The organism is Rhizobium sp. AC27/96 (assembly GCF_001692325.1).
Classification (GTDB): domain Bacteria; phylum Pseudomonadota; class Alphaproteobacteria; order Rhizobiales; family Rhizobiaceae; genus Rhizobium.
The window spans coordinates 160,017-179,259 of sequence record NZ_LXKN01000073.1 but is presented as its reverse complement, the minus strand read 5'-3'; the positions used below and the strand labels follow the sequence as shown (position 1 = coordinate 179,259).

20 protein-coding genes are annotated in these 19,243 nt (G+C 62.2%); 8 read left to right on the top strand and 12 right to left on the bottom strand.

The annotated features are described in order from the left end of the window. The first annotated feature begins 29 nt into the window (after positions 1 to 29). Positions 30 to 2,195 carry a mechanosensitive ion channel family protein gene (locus A6U86_RS33120; protein WP_068400970.1) on the top strand — a complete coding sequence of 722 codons (2,166 nt, stop codon included), beginning with the start codon at positions 30 to 32 and terminating at the stop codon, positions 2,193 to 2,195. A 155-nt stretch (positions 2,196 to 2,350) separates the two neighbouring features. Here the strand turns inward: A6U86_RS33120 and A6U86_RS33115 are convergent, their stop codons facing one another. The 6 genes from A6U86_RS33115 to A6U86_RS33090 form a co-directional block, all read right to left on the bottom strand. Further along, positions 2,351 to 3,421 (bottom strand): LacI family DNA-binding transcriptional regulator, encoded by a 1,071-nt coding sequence (locus A6U86_RS33115; protein ID WP_068400969.1) that lies wholly within the window; start codon positions 3,419 to 3,421, stop codon positions 2,351 to 2,353. A gap of 138 nt (positions 3,422 to 3,559) precedes the next feature. Beyond that, positions 3,560 to 3,787: a hypothetical protein gene (locus A6U86_RS35515; RefSeq protein ID WP_158008797.1), complete on the bottom strand. Its 228-nt coding sequence runs from the start codon at positions 3,785 to 3,787 to the stop codon at positions 3,560 to 3,562. A gap of 90 nt (positions 3,788 to 3,877) precedes the next feature. After that, a complete protein-coding gene (locus A6U86_RS33105; RefSeq protein WP_068400963.1) occupies positions 3,878 to 4,606 on the bottom strand; it encodes an SDR family NAD(P)-dependent oxidoreductase in 729 nt (242 codons plus the stop codon). After that, on the bottom strand, positions 4,603 to 5,724 hold the full coding sequence (locus tag A6U86_RS33100) for an alkene reductase (RefSeq protein WP_068401191.1): 1,122 nt from the start codon (positions 5,722 to 5,724) through the stop codon (positions 4,603 to 4,605). The genes A6U86_RS33105 and A6U86_RS33100 overlap by 4 nt, the downstream gene beginning before the upstream one ends. A 137-nt stretch (positions 5,725 to 5,861) precedes the next feature. Beyond that, positions 5,862 to 6,668 (bottom strand): alpha/beta fold hydrolase, encoded by an 807-nt coding sequence (locus A6U86_RS33095; RefSeq protein WP_068400961.1) that lies wholly within the window; start codon positions 6,666 to 6,668, stop codon positions 5,862 to 5,864. An 88-nt stretch (positions 6,669 to 6,756) separates the two neighbouring features. Next, positions 6,757 to 7,638: a LysR family transcriptional regulator gene (locus A6U86_RS33090; RefSeq protein ID WP_068400958.1), complete on the bottom strand. Its 882-nt coding sequence runs from the start codon at positions 7,636 to 7,638 to the stop codon at positions 6,757 to 6,759. Between the two features lie 96 nt (positions 7,639 to 7,734). Here A6U86_RS33090 and A6U86_RS33085 point away from each other — a divergent pair, with 96 nt between their 5' ends. The 4 genes from A6U86_RS33085 (at position 7,735) to A6U86_RS33070 (ending at position 10,565) form a co-directional block, all read left to right on the top strand. Then, the gene (locus tag A6U86_RS33085; RefSeq protein WP_068400955.1) at positions 7,735 to 8,484 is read left to right on the top strand and encodes a sulfite exporter TauE/SafE family protein; all 750 of its coding nucleotides are present in this window, start codon (positions 7,735 to 7,737) and stop codon (positions 8,482 to 8,484) included. Positions 8,485 to 8,602: 118 nt separating this feature from the next. Then, positions 8,603 to 9,193 (top strand): isochorismatase family protein, encoded by a 591-nt coding sequence (locus A6U86_RS33080; RefSeq protein WP_068400952.1) that lies wholly within the window; start codon positions 8,603 to 8,605, stop codon positions 9,191 to 9,193. Positions 9,194 to 9,237: 44 nt separating this feature from the next. Next, positions 9,238 to 9,687: an Rrf2 family transcriptional regulator gene (locus tag A6U86_RS33075; protein WP_068400949.1), complete on the top strand. Its 450-nt coding sequence runs from the start codon at positions 9,238 to 9,240 to the stop codon at positions 9,685 to 9,687. Next, a complete protein-coding gene (locus A6U86_RS33070) occupies positions 9,684 to 10,565 on the top strand; it encodes an NAD(P)/FAD-dependent oxidoreductase (RefSeq protein ID WP_068400945.1) in 882 nt (293 codons plus the stop codon). The genes A6U86_RS33075 and A6U86_RS33070 overlap by 4 nt, the downstream gene beginning before the upstream one ends. Positions 10,566 to 10,583: 18 nt before the next feature. Here the strand turns inward: A6U86_RS33070 and A6U86_RS33065 are convergent, their stop codons facing one another. Further along, complete coding sequence (locus A6U86_RS33065; RefSeq protein WP_068400943.1) at positions 10,584 to 11,036, bottom strand: helix-turn-helix domain-containing protein; 453 nt, start codon at positions 11,034 to 11,036, stop codon at positions 10,584 to 10,586. Positions 11,037 to 11,144: 108 nt separating this feature from the next. On the opposite strand from A6U86_RS33065, the gene A6U86_RS33060 reads away from it, so the two are divergent. After that, the gene (locus A6U86_RS33060; protein WP_083197067.1) at positions 11,145 to 12,419 is read left to right on the top strand and encodes an MFS transporter; all 1,275 of its coding nucleotides are present in this window, start codon (positions 11,145 to 11,147) and stop codon (positions 12,417 to 12,419) included. Between the two features lie 44 nt (positions 12,420 to 12,463). On the opposite strand, the gene A6U86_RS33055 is transcribed toward A6U86_RS33060, so the two are convergent. Continuing rightward, a complete protein-coding gene (locus A6U86_RS33055) occupies positions 12,464 to 13,342 on the bottom strand; it encodes a LysR family transcriptional regulator (protein ID WP_244510149.1) in 879 nt (292 codons plus the stop codon). Between the two features lie 135 nt (positions 13,343 to 13,477). On the opposite strand from A6U86_RS33055, the gene attM reads away from it, so the two are divergent. Beyond that, complete coding sequence (gene attM / locus A6U86_RS33050; RefSeq protein ID WP_083197066.1) at positions 13,478 to 14,269, top strand: N-acyl homoserine lactonase AttM; 792 nt, start codon at positions 13,478 to 13,480, stop codon at positions 14,267 to 14,269. 81 nt (positions 14,270 to 14,350) lie between these two features. Here attM and A6U86_RS33045 read toward each other — a convergent pair whose 3' ends face one another. The 3 genes from A6U86_RS33045 to A6U86_RS33035 form a co-directional block, all read right to left on the bottom strand. Beyond that, positions 14,351 to 15,271: an SDR family oxidoreductase gene (locus tag A6U86_RS33045; protein ID WP_068400935.1), complete on the bottom strand. Its 921-nt coding sequence runs from the start codon at positions 15,269 to 15,271 to the stop codon at positions 14,351 to 14,353. Positions 15,272 to 15,525: 254 nt separating this feature from the next. Then, the gene (locus A6U86_RS33040) at positions 15,526 to 16,164 is read right to left on the bottom strand and encodes a bifunctional 2-polyprenyl-6-hydroxyphenol methylase/3-demethylubiquinol 3-O-methyltransferase UbiG (protein ID WP_068400933.1); all 639 of its coding nucleotides are present in this window, start codon (positions 16,162 to 16,164) and stop codon (positions 15,526 to 15,528) included. A gap of 84 nt (positions 16,165 to 16,248) precedes the next feature. Then, on the bottom strand, positions 16,249 to 17,130 hold the full coding sequence (locus A6U86_RS33035) for a helix-turn-helix transcriptional regulator (protein WP_068400930.1): 882 nt from the start codon (positions 17,128 to 17,130) through the stop codon (positions 16,249 to 16,251). Between the two features lie 92 nt (positions 17,131 to 17,222). On the opposite strand from A6U86_RS33035, the gene A6U86_RS33030 reads away from it, so the two are divergent. After that, entirely contained in the window at positions 17,223 to 18,116 is an 894-nt protein-coding gene (locus A6U86_RS33030; RefSeq protein WP_068400927.1) for an SDR family oxidoreductase, read from the top strand. A 205-nt stretch (positions 18,117 to 18,321) separates the two neighbouring features. On the opposite strand, the gene A6U86_RS33025 is transcribed toward A6U86_RS33030, so the two are convergent. Then, on the bottom strand, positions 18,322 to 19,221 hold the full coding sequence (locus tag A6U86_RS33025) for a LysR family transcriptional regulator (protein WP_068400924.1): 900 nt from the start codon (positions 19,219 to 19,221) through the stop codon (positions 18,322 to 18,324). Positions 19,222 to 19,243: the final 22 nt, after the last annotated feature.

Sequence of the window (19,243 nt, the reverse complement as noted above, 5' to 3'; positions counted from 1 at the left end):
GTGGTCCGATTACTGGAAGGGTCAGGTGTATGAAGAATGTCGGGGGTGGCAGGCAGCTTTTGGGGATGCTGCTTTTATGTGTCTTTGCGCTGGCCGCGCCTCTCGCCGCTCTTGCGCAAAATGCTGCAGCGACGTCGCCCGCAGCGCCGCCACCGGAAAAGGTTCGCGAACTCATTCAGTTGATGAACGAACCCGACGTCAAGCAATGGCTCGCCTCGCAGCTGAATACCCAGCCCTCAGTCGTCACCGAGCCCGCGCCGGTCGACAACGATCAGATGTCCGTTCTATCAGGCATGCTCGGCCACACCCGGCATCATCTGGAGATAGTCTCCGGCGCGGCGATGACCTTGCCCTTCGAGGTCATGACCGCCTCCGAAAAGCTTGGCCGCGAGGGCAGGGCGGTCGGTCTGCTGCGCATCATCGTCCAGGTCTTGGTCCTGTTTTTCCTGGGGCTGGTCGCGGAGCTTGCCGTCGCGCGCTTCATCAATACCAAGCACATGCAGCGCACGGAAAGGGCGGCCGGCATCGAGACCGAGCTGCAGGCCGCGCGGTTCCAGTTTCTGGGCGGCGTCGTGCCTGCCATCATCCATGCTCTGGTGACGCTGGTTCCGCTGCTCGCTTTCGACTGGCCGCCGGCCATCGAGAGCTTCGCCATCGCCTGTGTCATTGCGCTGGTGTCCATCAGACTGGCGATCTCGATCGGCAAGCTGCTGATGGAGCTGATCGCCATGCGCCGCGCGACCGATGTTCTGGACGAGGATGGCGGTACTGCCCGCATCGCTGAGCGCAGGCGCGTGGCAACATATTGGTATCGGCGCTGTACTCTGTTTGCGGTCTATTTCGCCTGTGGTTGGGCCGTCATGCAGGCCGTCACCTCGCTCGAATTTTCGGCCGGCGCCCGGGATCTCATTGGCTACACCCTCGGCATCGGCCTGTTCCTGATCGCCGTCACGGCCGTGTGGTCAAGACCGCTCGCGGCCGAAAAACGTGGCGTGAAGACGGTTTCCTGGCTGCTGACGATCTTCTTTGCAGCGCTCTGGGGCCTGTGGGTGGCCGGATTCGACGGTCTCCTATGGGTCGGCATCTACGCGGTCCTGCTGCCACGGGCGCTATCGGTGTCGACGCGGGCGATCGAGGCGCTGCATGATGCCGCCGACGGCTTCTTCGGGGCCGGCAAACTCGCGACCGTACTTCTCGATCGCGGCGTGCGTGCGCTGATCATCACCTTTGCGGCCCTCTGGCTCGGCCGGATGCTGGGTGTCGAGGCCAATGCGATGATGAGTGGCAGCGAATCGATCGTCGGTCGGGTGGCGCGGGGTCTTCTTGGCGGCATCGTCATCCTGCTGATCGCGGATCTCGTCTGGCAACTTGCCAAAACCTATATCGACGGAAGGCTGATGGCGGCCTTGCCTGCCGTCAGCGATTCCGAGGAGATGCGGGCGAGCCGCGCCCGGCTTCAGACGCTGCTGCCAATCTTCCGCAATATCCTTGCGGTCGTGATCGGTATCATAGCGGTCATGATGGTCTTGTCGGGGCTCGGTGTCCAGATCGGGCCGCTGATTGCCGGTGCGGGCGTCGTCGGCGTCGCGGTCGGCTTCGGCGCGCAGACCATCGTCAAGGATGTCATCAGCGGCGTCTTCTATCTCTGGGATGATGCCTTCCGTGTCGGCGAATACATCGAAAGCGGCCACTATAAGGGCGTGGTGGAATCGTTTAGTCTGCGTTCGGTCAAGCTGCGCCACCAGCGCGGCCCGCTGGCGACCATACCTTTCGGGTCGCTCGGCGCGGTCAACAATATGAATCGCGACTGGGCGATCGACAAGATCATCGTCAAGGTCACCTATGATACCGATCTGGTGAAGCTGAAGAAGATCGTCAAGGATATCGGCCAGCGCCTGCTCGAAGATCCCGAACTGGCGCCGAGCATCATCCAGACGCTGAAGATGAAGGGCGTCGAGCAGTTTGGCGATTTCGCCATCGAGATCAGGTTGGCGCTGACCGCCAAGCCCAACGAGCTGTCGGTCATTCGCCGCAATGCGCTGGCCCTGATCAAGCAGGCCTTCGACGAAAACGGCATCCAGTTCGCCTTCCCGACCGTGCAGGTGGCCAGCGACAAGGACGCATCCGCCGCCGCTGCCCGGCAGCTCATCGAGATGCGGGCCGCAAACGTCGAGGGCGCGCAGCAGGCGGGTTAGAGCATTTCCAGGAAAAGTGCACAGCGGTTTTCCGTCCTGAAATGCGTAAAAACAACAAGATAGAGCGTTTTTGCGGTTCGAAGAGAAGCGAAAATGCTCTATCGAGCGGGATATGCCGCGGCGGCCAATCCCCTGAATTTTTGTTGTCGCGCAGGCTATTGCTTTGGCGGTGCGGTGCTGCCGCGCACAACGAGTGTGACGTCGATCATCTCGCGTTCGACCGGCATGGCATCGTCCAGAACCGCTCTTACCGCGCGCTCCGCGATCCGGGCAAAGGGCTGCGCCATCGTCGTCAGGCCCGGCTCCACCATGCCGCCCTCCGGCACGCCGTCGAAGCCGATGATGGAGACGTCTGCCGGAACGGAAAGCCCGCGCGCCTGCAGCCAGCTCAGGGTCAACAGGGCGATATAATCGGACATTGCGAGGATGGCAGTCGGCGGCTCAGGCTTGGAAAACAGGTATTCCAGACCGGCCTCGACACTCGCTTTCTGGTTATCCGTCTCATAGACCGGAACATCCTCGCGCCGGATGCCGAAGGTCTCGAGCGCCTGCCAATAGCCGGTGGCGCGATCGCGCGAGGTCGAATAAACGGCCCGTTCGATCTCGCCGATGCCAACAGGCCCGACATGATCGTAGGAAAACTCCGTCGAAAGCACGCCGATGCGCCGGTGACCCAGTTCCGCCAGATGCCTGGCGGCTATGGCAGCCCCGCCGGCATTGTCAACGCTGACTGATGGGACCGAGGGATCGTCGTCATTCAATGCCAGGGCAATGAAGGGCAATTGCCGCTCGCGCGTCAGTTGCACCAGCTTTTCGCCACCCTCGACGCAGAGCAAAATGAAGCCGTCGACGAGGGCGCTCTTGATATTCCAGTCCAGCTTCTGCCGATCCTTGGCCGAAACCAGCGCAAGCCCGGTGCCGCTAGCATCGCAGACCTGGGCGATAGCGGCCAGGAGGGCTCTCGCCCACGGGTCGTCGAAGAAATAGGCGAGCGGTTCCGCAGCCGCGACCCCGATCGCATTGACCTTGCCTGCCCGCAGCAACCGCCCCGTCAGGCTCGGGCCGGCATAGCCGAGCTGCCTGGCGGTCTCGAGCACATGCTCGCGCACCTCCTCGCGGACCACATCGGGCCGGCTGAAAACATTCGATGCGGTTCCCTGCGATACCCCTGCCGCCTTGGCGACATCGGCGAGCCTGATCGTGCCCTTGACCAATAGTCTCTCCATTTCCGTTGCCACGCAGTTTAGCAGGAATTTGTATCGGTTCAATTCCGCTTGACAGTGGAATTATTGAGTGTAGATTTGAACCGATTCAATCAACAAATCTGAATCGCAATTGAATCGATTCAAAAGGTAGTGCCAATGTCAACCAATCACTTCTTCAAGGATCTCTATTTCGATCGTTGGGGTGATCCAAAAAACCCGAATGCCGTTGAGCCGTGCAGCACTGCGGATAAGGATCGGGTCGCCACGCACGGTATCCTTGACCGTCTCCGCCACATCTTCCGCCGCAGCCGGAAGCGCCCGTCCGCATGGTCCTTTACGATCCCGAGCGAAACGTCTTTGGCCGAGAGTGATGCCGATGTCGGTCATTGCAATCCATGCGATGCCGCCCAGCCAAAATTCCTCGCCATCGCGAAGGCGCTGTCACGGAATTGCTAGGATCTGCCTCGGCTAGCGGCCTCAGAAATTTTCCTTGTAGGGGCGCAGATCAAGCTCTTGGGTCCAGGCTGAAGGATGCTGTCGGTGAATGTGCCAATAGCTTTCGGCGATGGCGTCGATGTTCAGCAAGCCACTGGCGTCCATATCGGGCCGCCGGGAGCGCAGCCGCTCTCCGTCTATGCCGCCATCGATGATGGTGTGGGCGACATGCAGGCCGAGTGGACCGAACTCCCGCGCCATGCTCTGGCTGATCATTCTCAAGCCTGCCTTGGCGGCGGCGAATTGGGCATAGCCCGCCTTGCCGCGCAGGCTGGCGGAAGCGCCGGTAAAGATCACCGTGCCACGGCCGAGCGGCGTGAGATGACGTGCGGCCTCGCGCCCGACGAGGAAACCGCCGAAACAGCAGATGCGCCAGAACTCCTCGAACTGGGCGGCCGTCAGATCGCGAAAGCCGATCGGGCGGTTGATGCCGGCGTTGAAGACGATGAAATCGGGTGCGGCTATGCCATCCCGAGCCGTAAAGGCGTGCTCGAACAGCCGTACGACAGCTGCTTCGTCGGTCGCATCCGTTTCTATGGCTTCGGCACTGCCGCCGGATGCCCTGATGGTTTCGGCGACCTGATCGATCTTGGCCGGTGTCCGTCCGGCGATGACGACATGGTAGCCCTTGCCGGCGAGGAGCCGGCACAGCGCGGCGCCCAGTCCCTGTTCCGCTCCCACTCCAACGATAATGGCGCTTGGCGTACTCATTCGGCGGCCTCCCTGGCATCGAGTGTCGGATAGTCGGTATAGCCCTCGGCGCCGCCGCCATAGAAGGTTGGGCGATGATATGGGTTGAGCGGAGCGCCGCGGCGGATACGCTCTGGCAGATCGGGATTGGCGATGAAGAGCCGTCCGAAGGCGATAGCATCGGCATGGCCTGCGGCAAGTGCCGCCTGAGCGCTCTCGGGCCGGAAGTTTCCAGCCGCGATCAATGTGCCCGACCAGGCAGGACGAAACAGTTCCGCCGCCGATGGCACGTTCTTGTGGTCGACCTCGGCGAAGCCGGCACCACTGGCGCGCGGTTCGATCAGATGCAGATAGGCGAGATGCAGCCGGTCCAGCTCGCGAATGACATGGCCGTAGAGGCGCAACGGGTCGTCCTCGCCGCTGTCATTGGCGATGCCGAAGGGCGAAAGACGGACGCCGACGCGGTTTGAACCCCAGACCTTGGAAACCGCCTCGACGACTTCGAGCAGCAGCCGCGTGCGGTTGTCGATCGAGCCGCCATATTGGTCGGTGCGCTGGTTGGTGCGCGCCTGCAGGAACTGCTCGATCAGATAGCCGTTGGCGCCGTGAATCTCCACGCCGTCGAATCCCGCCTGCTTCGCATTGGCGGCCGCTTGCGCATAGATGTCGATCAACAGCGGCATGAGATCGATGTCGATCGCCTGTGGCGTCTCGAAGGGCACGCGCTCGAACGAGGCGGTGAAGGCCTGCCCCTTGGCGGCAATGGCGGAAGGGGCAATCGGCAGAGCGCCATCGGGGTGGTGCGAGGAATGCGAGATGCGGCCGACATGCCAGAGCTGGAGGAAAATCTTGCCGCCCCTACAGTGGACCCCATCGGTGACGGCCTTCCAGCCGGCGATCTGTTCGGCGGTGTAAATACCCGGCGTTGCCGGCATGCCCTGTCCGATGGGCGAAACCTGCGATCCCTCGGAAATGATCAGCCCGCCTTCGCTGGCACGCTGCGCATAATATTCGGCGTTCAAGGCCGAAGGCACATTGCCGGGCTGGCTTGCCCGCATGCGGGTCACCGGCGCCATAACGACGCGGTGCGCCAGCTCAAGGGGACCAACGGCAAGCGGTGAAAACAAAGAAGCTGTCATGAAATTCTCCTGCCTGGAGCTGATTTTGCTCCCCGGGGCGGAAGGGCCTGTCAGTGGCGAATCGGTCTCGGGAGTGTCGAATAAGATGATGCTCATCATTTATTCCAACAATCGGACGTGCGCAACTGAATCTCGTATCAGGCCGAAATCCGAGTGAGGAAGGCGAATAAGGCCGCGTTGAATTGCGCCGGCCGCTGCAATGGTGCGAAGTGGCTGACGCCGGGGAGAAGAACGAGTTCCGCGCCCGGAATATGCCGCGCAAGATAGTCGGCATGTTCGCGCTTGATGAATTCATCATGCTCGCTGTGGACGATGGCGACGGGTACGCTGATGTCAGCGAGATCGTCCGTGGTGTAGTTCGGCTCGGTTTGTTGCATCAGGCTGACGGCTTGAACAAAAGCATCGAACGCATCAGGTGTTGCCGACAGGGCCGCGTAATCCTTGGTATGACGGGAGAAGCAGCGCTCGACGATCGGCGTGAGTACGAATTCCTTGGTGCCGCTCGGGTCCATGTTGCAGGCAAAGAAGAAGACCCCGGAAATGCGCTCCGGATGGGTTCTTCCAAGGATCATGCCCGTGCAGGCGCCATCGCTCCACCCGGCGATGGCGGCTTTTGCGATCCCTAGCCGATCCATCACGGCCAGCACATCGGACGCCATCAGCTCGTAAGAATAGGGCCGCGCATCGCGTGTGCTGCGGCCATGACCGCGACTGTCGATGACGATGACGCGATGGCCGGCGTCAATCAGCGCGGGCACCTGGTAGCCCCAGTTGCCGCTATTTCCGAGCCCGCCGTGAAGCAGGATCACCGGAGTGCCGGTGCCATAGGACGCGTACCATATGCTGATACCGTCATGGTCGACGTGGCCGCTCGCCTCCGTGTCCGGCAGGGGTGCTGCCCCCTCCGCCTCGAATCGATCGAGATCGTCGTCCTGAATTTCCATGTTGACCTCCCAACGAACTGTCTCCCCCAGACAGCCACGCGGGCGAGCCTATTCGATCAGCCATTGCTTATTCAATAAGGAGTTTTGGTCAGCGCGCCGCCAGATGCTCGAAAAGATCCAGGGCCGGCGGCGGCAGCTCTTCCAGCGAGCGTGTGCAGACCGACAGCTGGCGTGTAGCCCAGCCGTCTGTGAGGCGCAATGCCACAATCCCTGCGGATCGGCCGCACCGCCGTGCCGCCGTTTCGGGCACGATGCCGAGGCCTATACCCTGGGCGGCCATCTGGCAGATGCTCTCGAAGGTCCGCATCCGCACGCGCATCTTCAGCCTCGTGCCGAGCCGGGCAGCCTGCGCATCGATATGATCCTGCAGCGCGCCGCTCGCGAGCCCGACAAAATGCTCGTGCAGGATCTCGGCAAAAGTGATCTTCTTTTCCGCCGCAAGCGCATGGTCACGCGGCATGACCACGACAAGCCGGTCGATGGCGAATGGCCGCAGCACCAGGCCCGACGTGTTGACGGCATCCGAGAGAATGCCGATCTCCGCCAGCCCGGACGAAACGGCCCTGGCGATCTCGATGCTCTGGCGCTCCCTGAGTTCGATATCGACACGCGGATGCACTGCCATCCAATCTCCGAGGCGCTGCGGCAGGAACTCGGCAATCGAGGCGGTGTTGGCGACAAGCCGGATGGTCGCCCGCAGGCCGCTCGCATGTTCGCCAAGCTCGCCGCGCATCTGTGCCAGTTGCCGCTGGATCAGCCTGGCATGATGCGCCAGCGCCTCACCGGCCGGTGTCGGTGTCACACCGCGTCGCCCGCGCTCCAGAAGCTGCACGCTGCCGTTCGCCTCCATGTCGCGCAACCGTTCGCTAGCCGCTGGCAGCGAAAGTCCGACATCGGCGGCCCCATGCGTGATGCTCCCGGCATCGACGACGGCGAGGAAGAGGCGAAGGTCGGTCAGATCGAAGTGCATGAAAGGAGAGTACCGCATCTCCAGCCTTCGGCATAGCCGAAGCCTGGCTTCGCATCATCCGCATTGTGCCCGGCTCCGGATTTGCTAGGGAAGGACATGATGGATCATTCGATACCGCTCATTGCCGCAATCTTCGCCACCTTCTTTGCCGCCGGCATCGTCAAGGGCGTCACCGGCATGGGGCTGCCGACGGTGGCGATGGGCGTGCTGGGCGCATTGATCTCGCCGCTGACGGCAGCCAGCCTGCTAATCGTCCCGTCCTTTGTGACCAATGTCTGGCAATTGCTGGCGGGTCCGAGTTTTGGCAAGCTTGCGCAGCGCTTCTGTCTGCTGGTGCTGGCGGTCGTCATCGGAACCTTTGTCGGCTCATCCTTGCTCACCAGCGGCAATTCGCTGGTGACGACGGGTGCCCTGGGTGCCGCGCTCGCGCTTTATGCCGCCCATGCGCTGCTCGCCCGCCAGCTCCGCGTGCCGCCGAAGCTGGAGCCGATGCTGTCGCCGGTCATCGGCCTCGTGACCGGCCTGTTGACCGGCGCCACAGGCGTCTTCGTCGTACCAGCCGTGCCCTATCTACAGGCGCTCGGCCTCGAAAAGGACAATCTGGTGCAGGCGCTCGGCCTCTCCTTTACCGTTTCTACGGTGGCGCTGGCCGGCGCGCTGGCATGGCATGGCGCCTTCCGCATCGACAATCTCGCACTGTCGGCCCTTGCGATCGTCCCGGCGCTGGCGGGCATGTGGGCCGGGCAGGTCATCCGTAACCGCGTCAGTCCCGCGACCTTCCGGCGCTGGTTTCTGGTCTGCCTTCTTCTTCTCGGCGTGGAAATGGTCGTGAAGGCCTTTTTGTAAGGTCTTCATCATTGCCTGACCGCCGATGGCCCGCTTGGAAGCGATGCCGAAGGCTTTGAACTCTCATTGCGCGGCATCCATATGGTGTGGAGCTTCGGAACACTAAGCAGGCGTATCGATGGAAGAAAAGCACGAATTGACCCGCGATCTCGGCAAGCCGGTCGATGCCCTGCTCGTCGTCGATGTGCAGAATGCCTTCGTGGAAGGCCCCGGTGCGGTTCCCGGCCATGCTACGTTGACGTCAATGGTGGAACTCTTGCTGGAGAAGGCCCGGTCCGCCTGGGCGCCGGTGATATTCCTGCAGAACGATGGCCCGGCAGGGGCGCCGGACGAGCCGTTTCAGGCCGGATGGAAACTCCATTTCCCACCACGATCCGGCGAACTCGTCATTAGAAAGACCAATGACGATGGCTTCGACGGCACCGATCTCGACGCCATTCTGACAGCGTTCGGCGCGCGTGACCTGGTGATATCAGGCATGCTTTCGGAGATGTGTGTCGCCGCAACGGCGCGTGCCGCGCTGCGGCATGGTTATGGTGTGCTGCTGCCGCATGATGCGCATGCCACGTACGATGTCCCGGCCGGACCGGGGTCTGAAGGTGTTCCGGCGGCCATGGCGGCACGAGCGGCTGAATGGTCGCTTGGCGATGAGGTGTGCATCTGTGCTTCGGCGCGTGAGGTCCGTTTCGCGGAGCGTAACCGAAAATAGTTTTGCTCTTGAATGTCGCTTCGAATCGTAATAATTGAAGTTACATGAAAAGAGACAGCCGCCTTTCCTCCGTCCTTCACGCCCTGCTCCACATGGCCGAGCAGGGCGGCCCCGTCACATCCGAAACCCTGGCGCAATGCATGAACACCAATCCGGTGGTCGTGCGCCGCACCATGGGGCTTTTGCGCGAGGTTGGCATCGTTCATTCGGCCAAGGGGCATACCGGCGGCTGGACGATTGCCAGTGATCTCGGCACGGTAACCCTGCGCCAGTTGCACGAGGCGCTCGGCGAGCCTGCGGTCTTCGCCATCGGCAATCGCAACGAAACGCCCGAATGTCTGGTCGAACAAGCGGTCAATTCCGTGCTCGACGATGCCTTTGCCGAGGCCGAGGCATTGCTGCTCAAGCGTTTTGAAACCGTCACCCTCGCCGATCTCGCCGCCGACTTCGCGCGGCGTCATGCGGATTGGCGTGAAACAAGGAAATTATCATGACCCATGACGTCATCGTCATCGGGGGCAGCTACGCCGGAATGGCAGCCGCCCTCCAGCTTCTCCGTGCCCGGCGCAAGGTGCTGGTGATCGATGCCGGCCAGCGCCGCAATCGTTTCGCCGCGGAATCACACGGCTTTCTCGGGCAGGATGGCGTCGACCCCGCCGAGATCGCCGGCAAGGCGCGCGAACAGCTTCTGGCCTATCCGACATTGACCTGGGTCGAGGGACTGGCCGAGCGGGCGGAAGGGGAAAAGGACGCCTTTGCCGTCACGACAGCCGATGGTGTTCGCCATGACGGCCGGCGTCTTCTCTTTGCGACCGGCGTATCCGACGTATTGCCCGCCATCGAGGGCCTCGGCGAGCGCTGGGGCAAGAGCGTCTTCCACTGCCCCTATTGCCATGGCTACGAGCTTGATCAGGGCCGTATCGGCTGCATCGCCACCGGGCCGATCTCGGTGCATCAGGCGCAGTTGCTGCCGGAATGGGGAGAGGTGACGCTGTTCCTCAATGGATCCTTCACTCCGGATGCCGAGCAACGCGCCGATCTCGAAGCTCGTGGTGTCACCATCGAGGAAACATTGGTCACAGGGCTGGAAGGCAAGGCCGACGTGCGTCTTGCCGATGGCCGCCTTCTCCCGTTCGCCGGGCTCTTCACAGCATCGCGCGTTTCGCCCGCGACCCCGATCGCCGAACATCTCGGCTGCACCATCGAGGAAACGCCCTTCGGCACGCAGATCCAGACCGACGCCATGAAGGAAACCACCATCCCCGGCGCCTTCGCCTGCGGCGATGCTGCCCGCATCCCGCACTCGGTAACGCTCGCCGTCGGCGATGGCGCCTGGGCCGGGGCGCAGTTGCACCGATCGCTGGTGTTCTGATGGTACGTTTGGGGACGCTTATTCTTCCTCGGGCACCTTCAGAATAATCGTTTCATCCGGGCCGATGGACCGGCCGTCCTGTGCCTTGATGTCGAGGCGGACGGGCTGTCCGCTTGTGCGGTCCACCAGCAGCGAATGCTCTTCCGCCGGCGCGAAGAGATGGCGCTCGCCGAACTGGCGAAGCGCCACCATCACGGGGAAGAGATCCTTGCCCATCGCGGTCAGGCGATATTCCATCCGCGTGCCGCCCTCGCTGGTGGGAACGAGCTCCAGGATGCCGCTCGACACCAGCGTCCGCAGGCGCTCCGTCAGAATGTTCTTGGCGATGCCGAGGCTCTTTTGAAACTCGCCGAAGCGCGTCAGCCCATCGAAGGCGTCGCGCACGATCAGCAGCGACCACCAGTCACCGATCACGTCCAATGAGCGCGCGCTCGGGCAATAATCGCCTTTGAGACTCTTTCGCGCCACCATTCGCCTAGCTCTCTCCATCATTTGCTTGTGGGATCGGTTGCATTATTAAACCAATAATGTTAGTCGATCGATGGTTTTATTATTAAACTAAAAGCACGGGAGTTTGCAATGACCATCAGGCAAAACGTGCCGCCGGCAGGCGGCGCGAACGATATCGCGCGTCTCGATTCTGAGCAGCCCTTCGCCGAAGGCAGTTCGCCGTTAACGCGCGCCACCATCCTCCTGTTTGCCGTGGCCAGTGGCCTGGCGGTGGCCAACGCCTATTTCGCCCATCCGCTTCTCGATGTCATGGCTGACGATCTCGGCCTCTCGCGCACGGTCGCGGGGCTTATCGTCGGCGCGACGCAGCTCGGCTATGGATTGGGCCTGATCCTGCTGGTGCCGCTCGGCGATCTGGTTGACCGGCGCAAGCTCATCATCATCCAATCGCTGCTGACGGCCCTCGCACTGGTGTCTGTCAGCCTTTCCACCGATGCGACAATGCTGCTTGCCTCGATGGCTGCCGTGGGCTTCCTAGCCGTGGTGACGCAGGCGCTGGTCGCCTATGCGGCGAGCCTCGCGCATCCTTCGGAGCGGGGTCACATCGTCGGCATGGTCACAAGTGGCATCGTACTCGGTATCCTGTTGGCGCGAAGCGTCGCCGGAACGCTGACGGATATCTCCGGCTGGCGGACTGTCTATATCGTCTCGGCGCTGCTGACGCTGGTGATCGCCCTCTTGTTGTGGCGGGCACTGCCCCGCCAGCAGAGGCCGCAATCGGGCCTTTCCTATGTCGGCCTCATCCGCTCTCTTGCGACGCTGCTCGTCGAAGAGCCCATCCTGCGCATCCGTGCCGTCATCGCCATGCTGATCTTCGCCAATATCACCACGCTGCTGGCGCCGCTGGTCCTTCCATTGACTTCGGCACCCTATTTCATGTCCCACACCGAGGTCGGCCTGTTCGGCCTTGCCGGAGCGGCCGGGGCGCTCGGCGCCATCAGGGCAGGGCGCTGGGCCGACCGCGGCCATGGCCAGCGCATAACGGGGATCGCGCTTGCGCTGATGTTGTTTGCCTGGCTACCGATCTCGATGCTGGATCACTCGATCCTGTGGCTTATCGTCGGCGTCCTCATCATCGATTTCGGCCTGCAGGCGACGCACGTCACCAATCAGGGCATGATCTACCGCGTCAGGCCGGACGCGCAGAGCAGGCTCACCGCCGCCTATATGGTGTTCTACTCCATCGGCAGCGCCATCGGCTCCTCGACATCGACGATCATCTATGCGCATGCGGGCTGGACCGGCGTCTGCATCTCCGGCGCCGGCATCAGCCTGGCAACGCTTCTCTTCTGGGCGCTGACCCTGCGGGCGACACCCCGCGAGGCGACGCAAAAGATCGGCTAGCGTGATGTCTGGCCGCCGTCGAACTCACACTCATCTTGGTGACTTCAGCCCGGCAGAATTGCAGGCAGCTGCTCTTCCAGCAGGGACAGCATCGCCCTGATCCGGGGTGGAACGGGCCTGATGGCGGGGTAGAGGGCGTGAAGATCGAAGCCCGGCACGGCAAAGCCGGGCAGCAAGCGTATCAGCCTGCCGCTGGCTAGATCATCGGCGCAGACCGGCTCCTGCAAGACGCCGATGCCCGCTCCATCCAACAGCATGGCATGCAAGGGCCGCCAGTGGCTGGTGCTCACGACGATGTCGATGGCGGCAAGTTCGGTTTGCTGATCGGGGCCGACCAATGGAAGCCGCGCATTGTTGAACAGGCCGCTGACCCGAAGAAAGGGATGGTCGGCGAGTTCGTCGGGGCTTGCCGGCGCTCCATGCCGCTCGATGTAGCCCGGTGCCGCCACCAGCACGCGGCTGACATGGCCGAGCCTTTTCGCAATGAAGCTGCCCTCGCCAAGATCGCCGAGGCGCAGCGAGATATCGACGCCTTCGGTCACCGGGTCGACGATCCGGTCGTTGAGGATCAGTTCGATTTTCAACAAGGGATGAAGCTCGCGCATCTGGCTCAGGATCGACGGCAGGATGACTTCGCCCACACCATGGGGCGCGGCGATCCGCAGCATGCCGCGCAATGATTGATCACCACTGGCCACGGTCAGGGCGTCGGCCGCATTTTCGAGAACCTGTTTGCTGCGCTCGTAGAAGGCCGCGCCGACATCGGTGACGGACAGTTTGCGGGTGTTTCGCAGGAGCAGCCGTGCGCCGATATATTGCTCCAGCCGATCAATACGCTCGCTGACGGCGGGTTGGCCCATGCCGAGATCGCGGGCGGCGGCCGACATGCTGCCCCGCTCCACCACCCTGACATAAACGCGCATCGCCACCAGCAGATCCATGCCGGCAATATATCGGCTCAGCCGATAAATGAAAGTGGGCGATGCCGCCTACCGGCCGGGCCGCCTATCGCCGAAACAAGGGATATGACATCAACGAAATACACCGGAGGCAAGGCGATGAGCGACATCAGGCTATACATGTTTCAATCGGGCACGCAGAGATGCAAGGTCCACAATATCAGGATGGGGGAGGGTAACGGTGCCGATTATGAGATACCCGTGCCGTGGTTTCTTCTCACCCATCCCAAGGGCCATGTGGTGATCGACGGCGGGCTCGCCGCCGAAGGCCTGGCCGATCCTCGGGACTATTGGGGCGATGTCGTCGACAGCTACCAGCCGGTTATGTCCGAGTCTCAGGGATGCCTCGCGCAATTGGCAAGGATTGGCGTTGCACCCGAAGACATTCGCTTCGTCGCGCTGTCCCATCTCCATTCCGATCATACGGGTGCCATCGGCCGCTTCCCCAACGCGACCCACATCGTCCAGCGTCGGGAGTATGAATATGCCTTTACGCCCGATTGGTTTGCCGCCGGCGCCTATGTCCGCCGCGATTTCGATCGTCCCGGGCTGAAATGGCAATTTCTGGAGGGCGCTGCGACGGATGGTTATGACCTTTACGGCGACGGCACGCTGCGCATGCTGTTCACGCCGGGTCATAGCGTCGGCCACCAGTCCTTTCTGGTAGGCCTGCCGAAATCAGGCGCAATCCTGCTGGCCACCGATGCCGCTTACACGCTGGATCACTGGAACGAAAAGGCTCTGCCCGGCTTCCTCGCTTCGGCCGTGGACACCGTGCGTTCGGTTCAAAAACTGCGCGCCGTGGCCGAACAGGTCGGAGCGATGATCGTTACCGGGCATGATCCGGAAGCCTGGCCATACTTCAGGCAGGCTCCCGGCTACTACGATTGAATATGCGTCACTCTGGATGGTGGCAAAGGCCCTTGGCCTCAAAAGATGCGAGGGACTTTGCTGCTATCGATGCGTCTTTATCTAGGCCTGGCCGTCACAAAACTCCGCCCTATGCTGGCGAACCCATTCCTCGATACCCGTTGGCTGGAAATCCTCCAGGCTGGGTTGCGGCTTGAACGCCCCTGACAATATCGCTTCCGCTTCCTCCCGATGCGCTGCGAAGAAGCGGAACTTGGATCCGACGCGGCGTCCCGTTCCCGACCCCATCGCGGCATCGACATCCCGCTCGAATTCATCGAGCTGCTGGTGACGATAAATGACATCGCGCCCGAGCCCCGCGCCGATCCGCAAGGCAAGTTCATCGCCACTGACGCTTTCCGGCCCGGCGATCCGATGATCGCCGGTATCGACGCCACGCTCCAGCAGGGTCACGGCCGCCCGGGCGCAATCATCCGTCGAGGTCCATGCGATCCGTTGGGACGCGGCAATGGGCGGCGCGAATATTCCATGCTCGACAATGTCAGCCCGCGCCGAGGGCTTCAGGAGATTGTCGAGATACATGGTCGGTCTCACGATGGCGAAGGGCAGGCCCGAGCGGCGGGCCACCTCCTCGATCATCGCATTAGCGACGAAACTTGGCTCCTCGCAGGGCGCGGGACGGCTGGCGCTGGCGAGCTTCAGGATGATGGAGGTGAGACCGCTGGCAAGCGACGCCGATACAGCATTCTCCGCCTGAATGCGCATGTCTTCCTGCGATCCGATCGGGATCTGCAGCACCGCGTGGGCAATGCCCGTGCTGGCGGCGCGAAGCGAGGCGGGATCGCGAAGATCGCCTTCAGCAAGCTCGACGCCGAGCGCCGCCAGTGCCGGAGCCCGCGTCCGGTCACGGACAAGCGCCCTGACCTTGAAGCCGCGTTGAAGTGCGGCGTGAACGACGGCACCACCCTGCACGCCGCTGGCGAGATAGATGAGGATGGGCTGGTATTTATCGACTGCGAACATAAAATGACTCCTTCGAATACGGTCTGCCGAAGGAGCATCGTCGGATGGCCACCGGGCAGACCCAGAACGCGCGCAAGGCGCCGGGACTGTCGGGGGATCTCACGCAGAGCGTGGGAAGAGAGCTTCTCCATTTGGGAGAAGGGCCTGGGCCTACCGAGACCAAGCCAGCCATTTTCGACGGGCAGAATTTAGAGCGGAGTCCGTGCCGGCGTCAACCGAAAGATGGGCCATGTGCCGGCATGGAAGTGCCTTCGTTACCTCTTGCGGGCCACGATGTAGGGCCGGTTGTCGTTGCCCTTCGTCGCGTGATTTTCCGTGGCGATGATATCGAAGCCAGCGGCAGATATTTGCTTGCCGAGTTCCGATGCCCGAAAGACGCCTGCGTAAGGCGCCTTTCCGATCGCCCGCATCGCGGGCAACAGGGCGAGCCGGATGAGCGGGTTCATCTCACCGACGCAGGGTGTCTTTGAGATGAACAGGCCACCTGCCGCGAGCAGGCCATGGATGTGGCGCAGCGTGCCCGGGAGATCGCGGACCAGATGCAGATAGTTGAACCCCAGGATAGCGTTGAATGGCATCGGGCCAGGCGCAAGGGCTTCCGCTGTCGTGGTGCGGAATCTGAGGTTCGCCAAGGGATTGGCGATCCGACGTTCCCTGGCAATGGCAATCATCGCTGGGGAAATATCCGTCGCAAGATAGTCTTCAACATCGCCCGCAAGCCTGAGCGCCGTCGTTCCGGTTCCGCTGCCCAGTTCCAATATCCTGTCACCTGAGTTCAACAGCGCGCGGGTGCTCTCCAGCGTGCGCTCATATCTTGCCTGATCGGCGATCGCGCCCTTGGCGTAGTTACGTGAAGCCCGGTCCCAGAAACGGGCGTCGCTTTCTATGCTCATGCAGGTCACTCTCCCCCGTTTATGCTTGCCGGCAGCCCTATATGCTCGCCGAGTTAATTGTTCCCCCAGCTGGGTCTGGGACTATCAGGATTTCAGGGCGTGCCAAACGCCCTCGGAGGCGACGGGAGCCGACGGCGAGATTGACAATAGCGAGCTGATCCGCTCGGCATCCTCAGGCGTTGCCGGATTATAGACGACCATGCTGAGGTCCGTTCGACCGTCGACGGAAAAGGCCGAATATTCGAAAGAGAGCGGGCCGAGAACCGGGTGGTGGATATGCTTGACGGCCTCGGTGTGGGTGCCGGGAACATCATTGTCCCGCCACATGGCCCGGAACTCCGGGCTGAGCCGGCACATTTCGGCAACGAAAGGTTCGATCTGGGTGACGGCGCCTGCGCGAGCGGCGTCGATGCGGAATGCACCCAGGGTGAAGCGGGCCACGCTTTCCCAATCATATTGCGCGGCACGGGCGCGCGGATCGAGAAAGATGAAGCGCAGGATATTGCGCTCGCCCGGTGGCAGAGATTCGTAATCCACCAGCATCACTCGCGACGCCTGATTCCAGGCAACGACGTCCCAGGTGGCGGTTCTGATGAGAGCGGGACATGGCTCGAGGGCATCGAGCACGCGCTGCAGCCGCGGTGTCACGCCATCATTCTTGCGGTAGTGAGCCTCGGGCGGCCGGCCAAGGCCGAGGAAGAACAGATGTTCCCGCTCGACCTCCGTCAGCATCAGCGCGCGGGCGATGCGGTCGAGCACGTCGGCAGACGGCGCACCGCCACGCCCCTGCTCAAGCCATGTGTACCATGTCGGACTGATATTGGCGCGCTGCGCCACTTCCTCGCGCCGCAGCCCCGGCGTCCGGCGCCGCTCTGAGGCGAAGCCGAGGGCAGAGGGGTCAAGCTTGCTGCGACGGTCCCTGAGATAGGTCCCGAGCGGGTTTTCCGTGTCGAGGAGATCGGCCATCCTGTTAGTTCTTTTACTATGATAAAGTCACTACTTTACCAGAATAAACGATTGGCAGAGATTTGTCTCCAGCAAATAAGGAGACTGTGTCTATGCGTGTGTTTGTTACTGGAGCCACCGGAAATATCGGCTCTTATGTTGTGAAGGAATTGATCGCGTCAGGCCATCAGGTGCTTGGCCTCAGCCGTTCGAAGGAGAAAGCGGTCGCGCTTGCTGCCGCCGGCGCGGAGGTTCTTCATGGAACGATCGAGGATGCCGAAATCCTGAAAAGCGGAGCGTCGCAAGCGGATGGTGTCATCCATCTTGCTTTCAACCACGACTTCTCGAATTTCGTCGCCAACTGCGAAGACGACCGCCGCGTCATCGCAACCTTGGCCTCAGCGCTTGCCGGTACGGCCAAGCCGCTTGTCATCACCTCGGGAACGCCCATCGCCAACACGGTGCCGGGCGAGCCCGCCCGGGAAGACAATGCCATCGCCGGCTCTGACCATCATCCCCGCGCGGCTTCGGAGGAAGCGGCAATCCTCGCCAGCGAAATCGGCGTCAACGTCTCCGTCGTGCGCCTTCCGCAAGTGCATGATCCGCTCTCGCAGGGGCTTATCACCCCCTTGATCGAGATCTTCAGGCAGAAGGGCGTCTGCGCCTATGTCGGAGAGGGGATCGAACGCTGGCCGGCCGCGCATTTCTCCGACGTCGCGCGCCTGTATCGCCTTGTCGTCGAGCGTGCCGAACCGAATGCCCGGTACCACGCGGTTGCCGAGGAAGGCGTGGCGATGCGCGATATCGCCGAGGCCATCGGCCGCCGCCTGAACCTGCCGGTCAAATCCATCAGCAGGGAAGAGACGCAGGACTATTTCGGCTGGCTCTCGCTCTTTGCCGGACGCGACATGCACGCCTCCAGCGCCAAGACGCGGCAAAAGCTCGGCTGGGAACCCACCGGCCCGAAACTGCTCGACGATCTCGCGCGGTTGCCGCTTGGGGCGTGAGGCTCGGCCTGATGATCTGATCCGCTGGCGGATTGGCGTTTAGAGAAGTGCTACATTCAGGGCCTGGCCGGCATTGTCGGCCGGGCCCTTTTGACTGCGGCATGCATCACGGTATCAATTGGAGGATTTGTAGGACGGCCAAGAACGATGATGGTGGGCACCACATCCACGCTCTGGCACCATAGCGCAGCCCAGCAGTCGGCGCTCATAGCGCGGCATCGATTTTGCAGGCTTGAACAATCTTCGGGAGATAGCTCTGGCAGAAGTCGAGATATGCCCTCACGATTGTGGATCGATGGCGCTGGGGCGGATAGATCAGATTGATCGACCACTCAGGCAACGGGTACTGCGGAAGCAATTGCACCAGGCGTTTCTCCCGAATGGGCGCGGCCGCCAGGAAGGCCGGTAACTCTGTCACGACATCGCCGCTGAGCGCGCGGCTGCACAAATGCTGATAGTCGTTCGTGGACAAAATCGCCGTGGGCTCGACTGCATGTCCGCCCAATTCCCAGCGGACGGGAACGTCGACGCGCGATGCCCACACGGCACATGGGAAACGATGAAGCGCGGCAGGCTCGTTCGGCATGCCAAAGCGCTCCACCAGCTTCGGGCTGGCGACCAGAATATTGCGGATGGACATTATCTGTCGCGCCACCATGCCTTCGTGAACGATCGTGCCAACGCGAAGGGCGATATCGATGCCGTCTTCGATCAGGTCCAGTCGACGATCGGTCGAATAGACATAAATCTGGATATCTGGATAGCGGCCCTGAAAGGCGGCCAGCAAATCCCACCAGGGCTGGACCGTCGGCGGAAAAGATAGCCGCAAGCGTCCCTTCAAGCGGCTCTGGTCGGTCATGACGGCCTGCTCAGCGTCTAACAGCGCCTCAATGCTGCGGGCGGCTTGTTCGTACAACCGAGTGCCGGCATCGGTCATCTTTGTGCCGCGCGCCGAGCGTCCCAGAAGCTGGACTCCGAGTTGTCGCTCCAGATCGCGGATTCTACGGCTTAGGGTCGGAAGCGGAATTCCGAGGCGGGTTGCCGCCGCTGAGAGGCTACCCGCCTGAACGACAGCGACAAACATGCGGGTCGCATTCAGATCCATGCGAACATGCCTACCATATTTG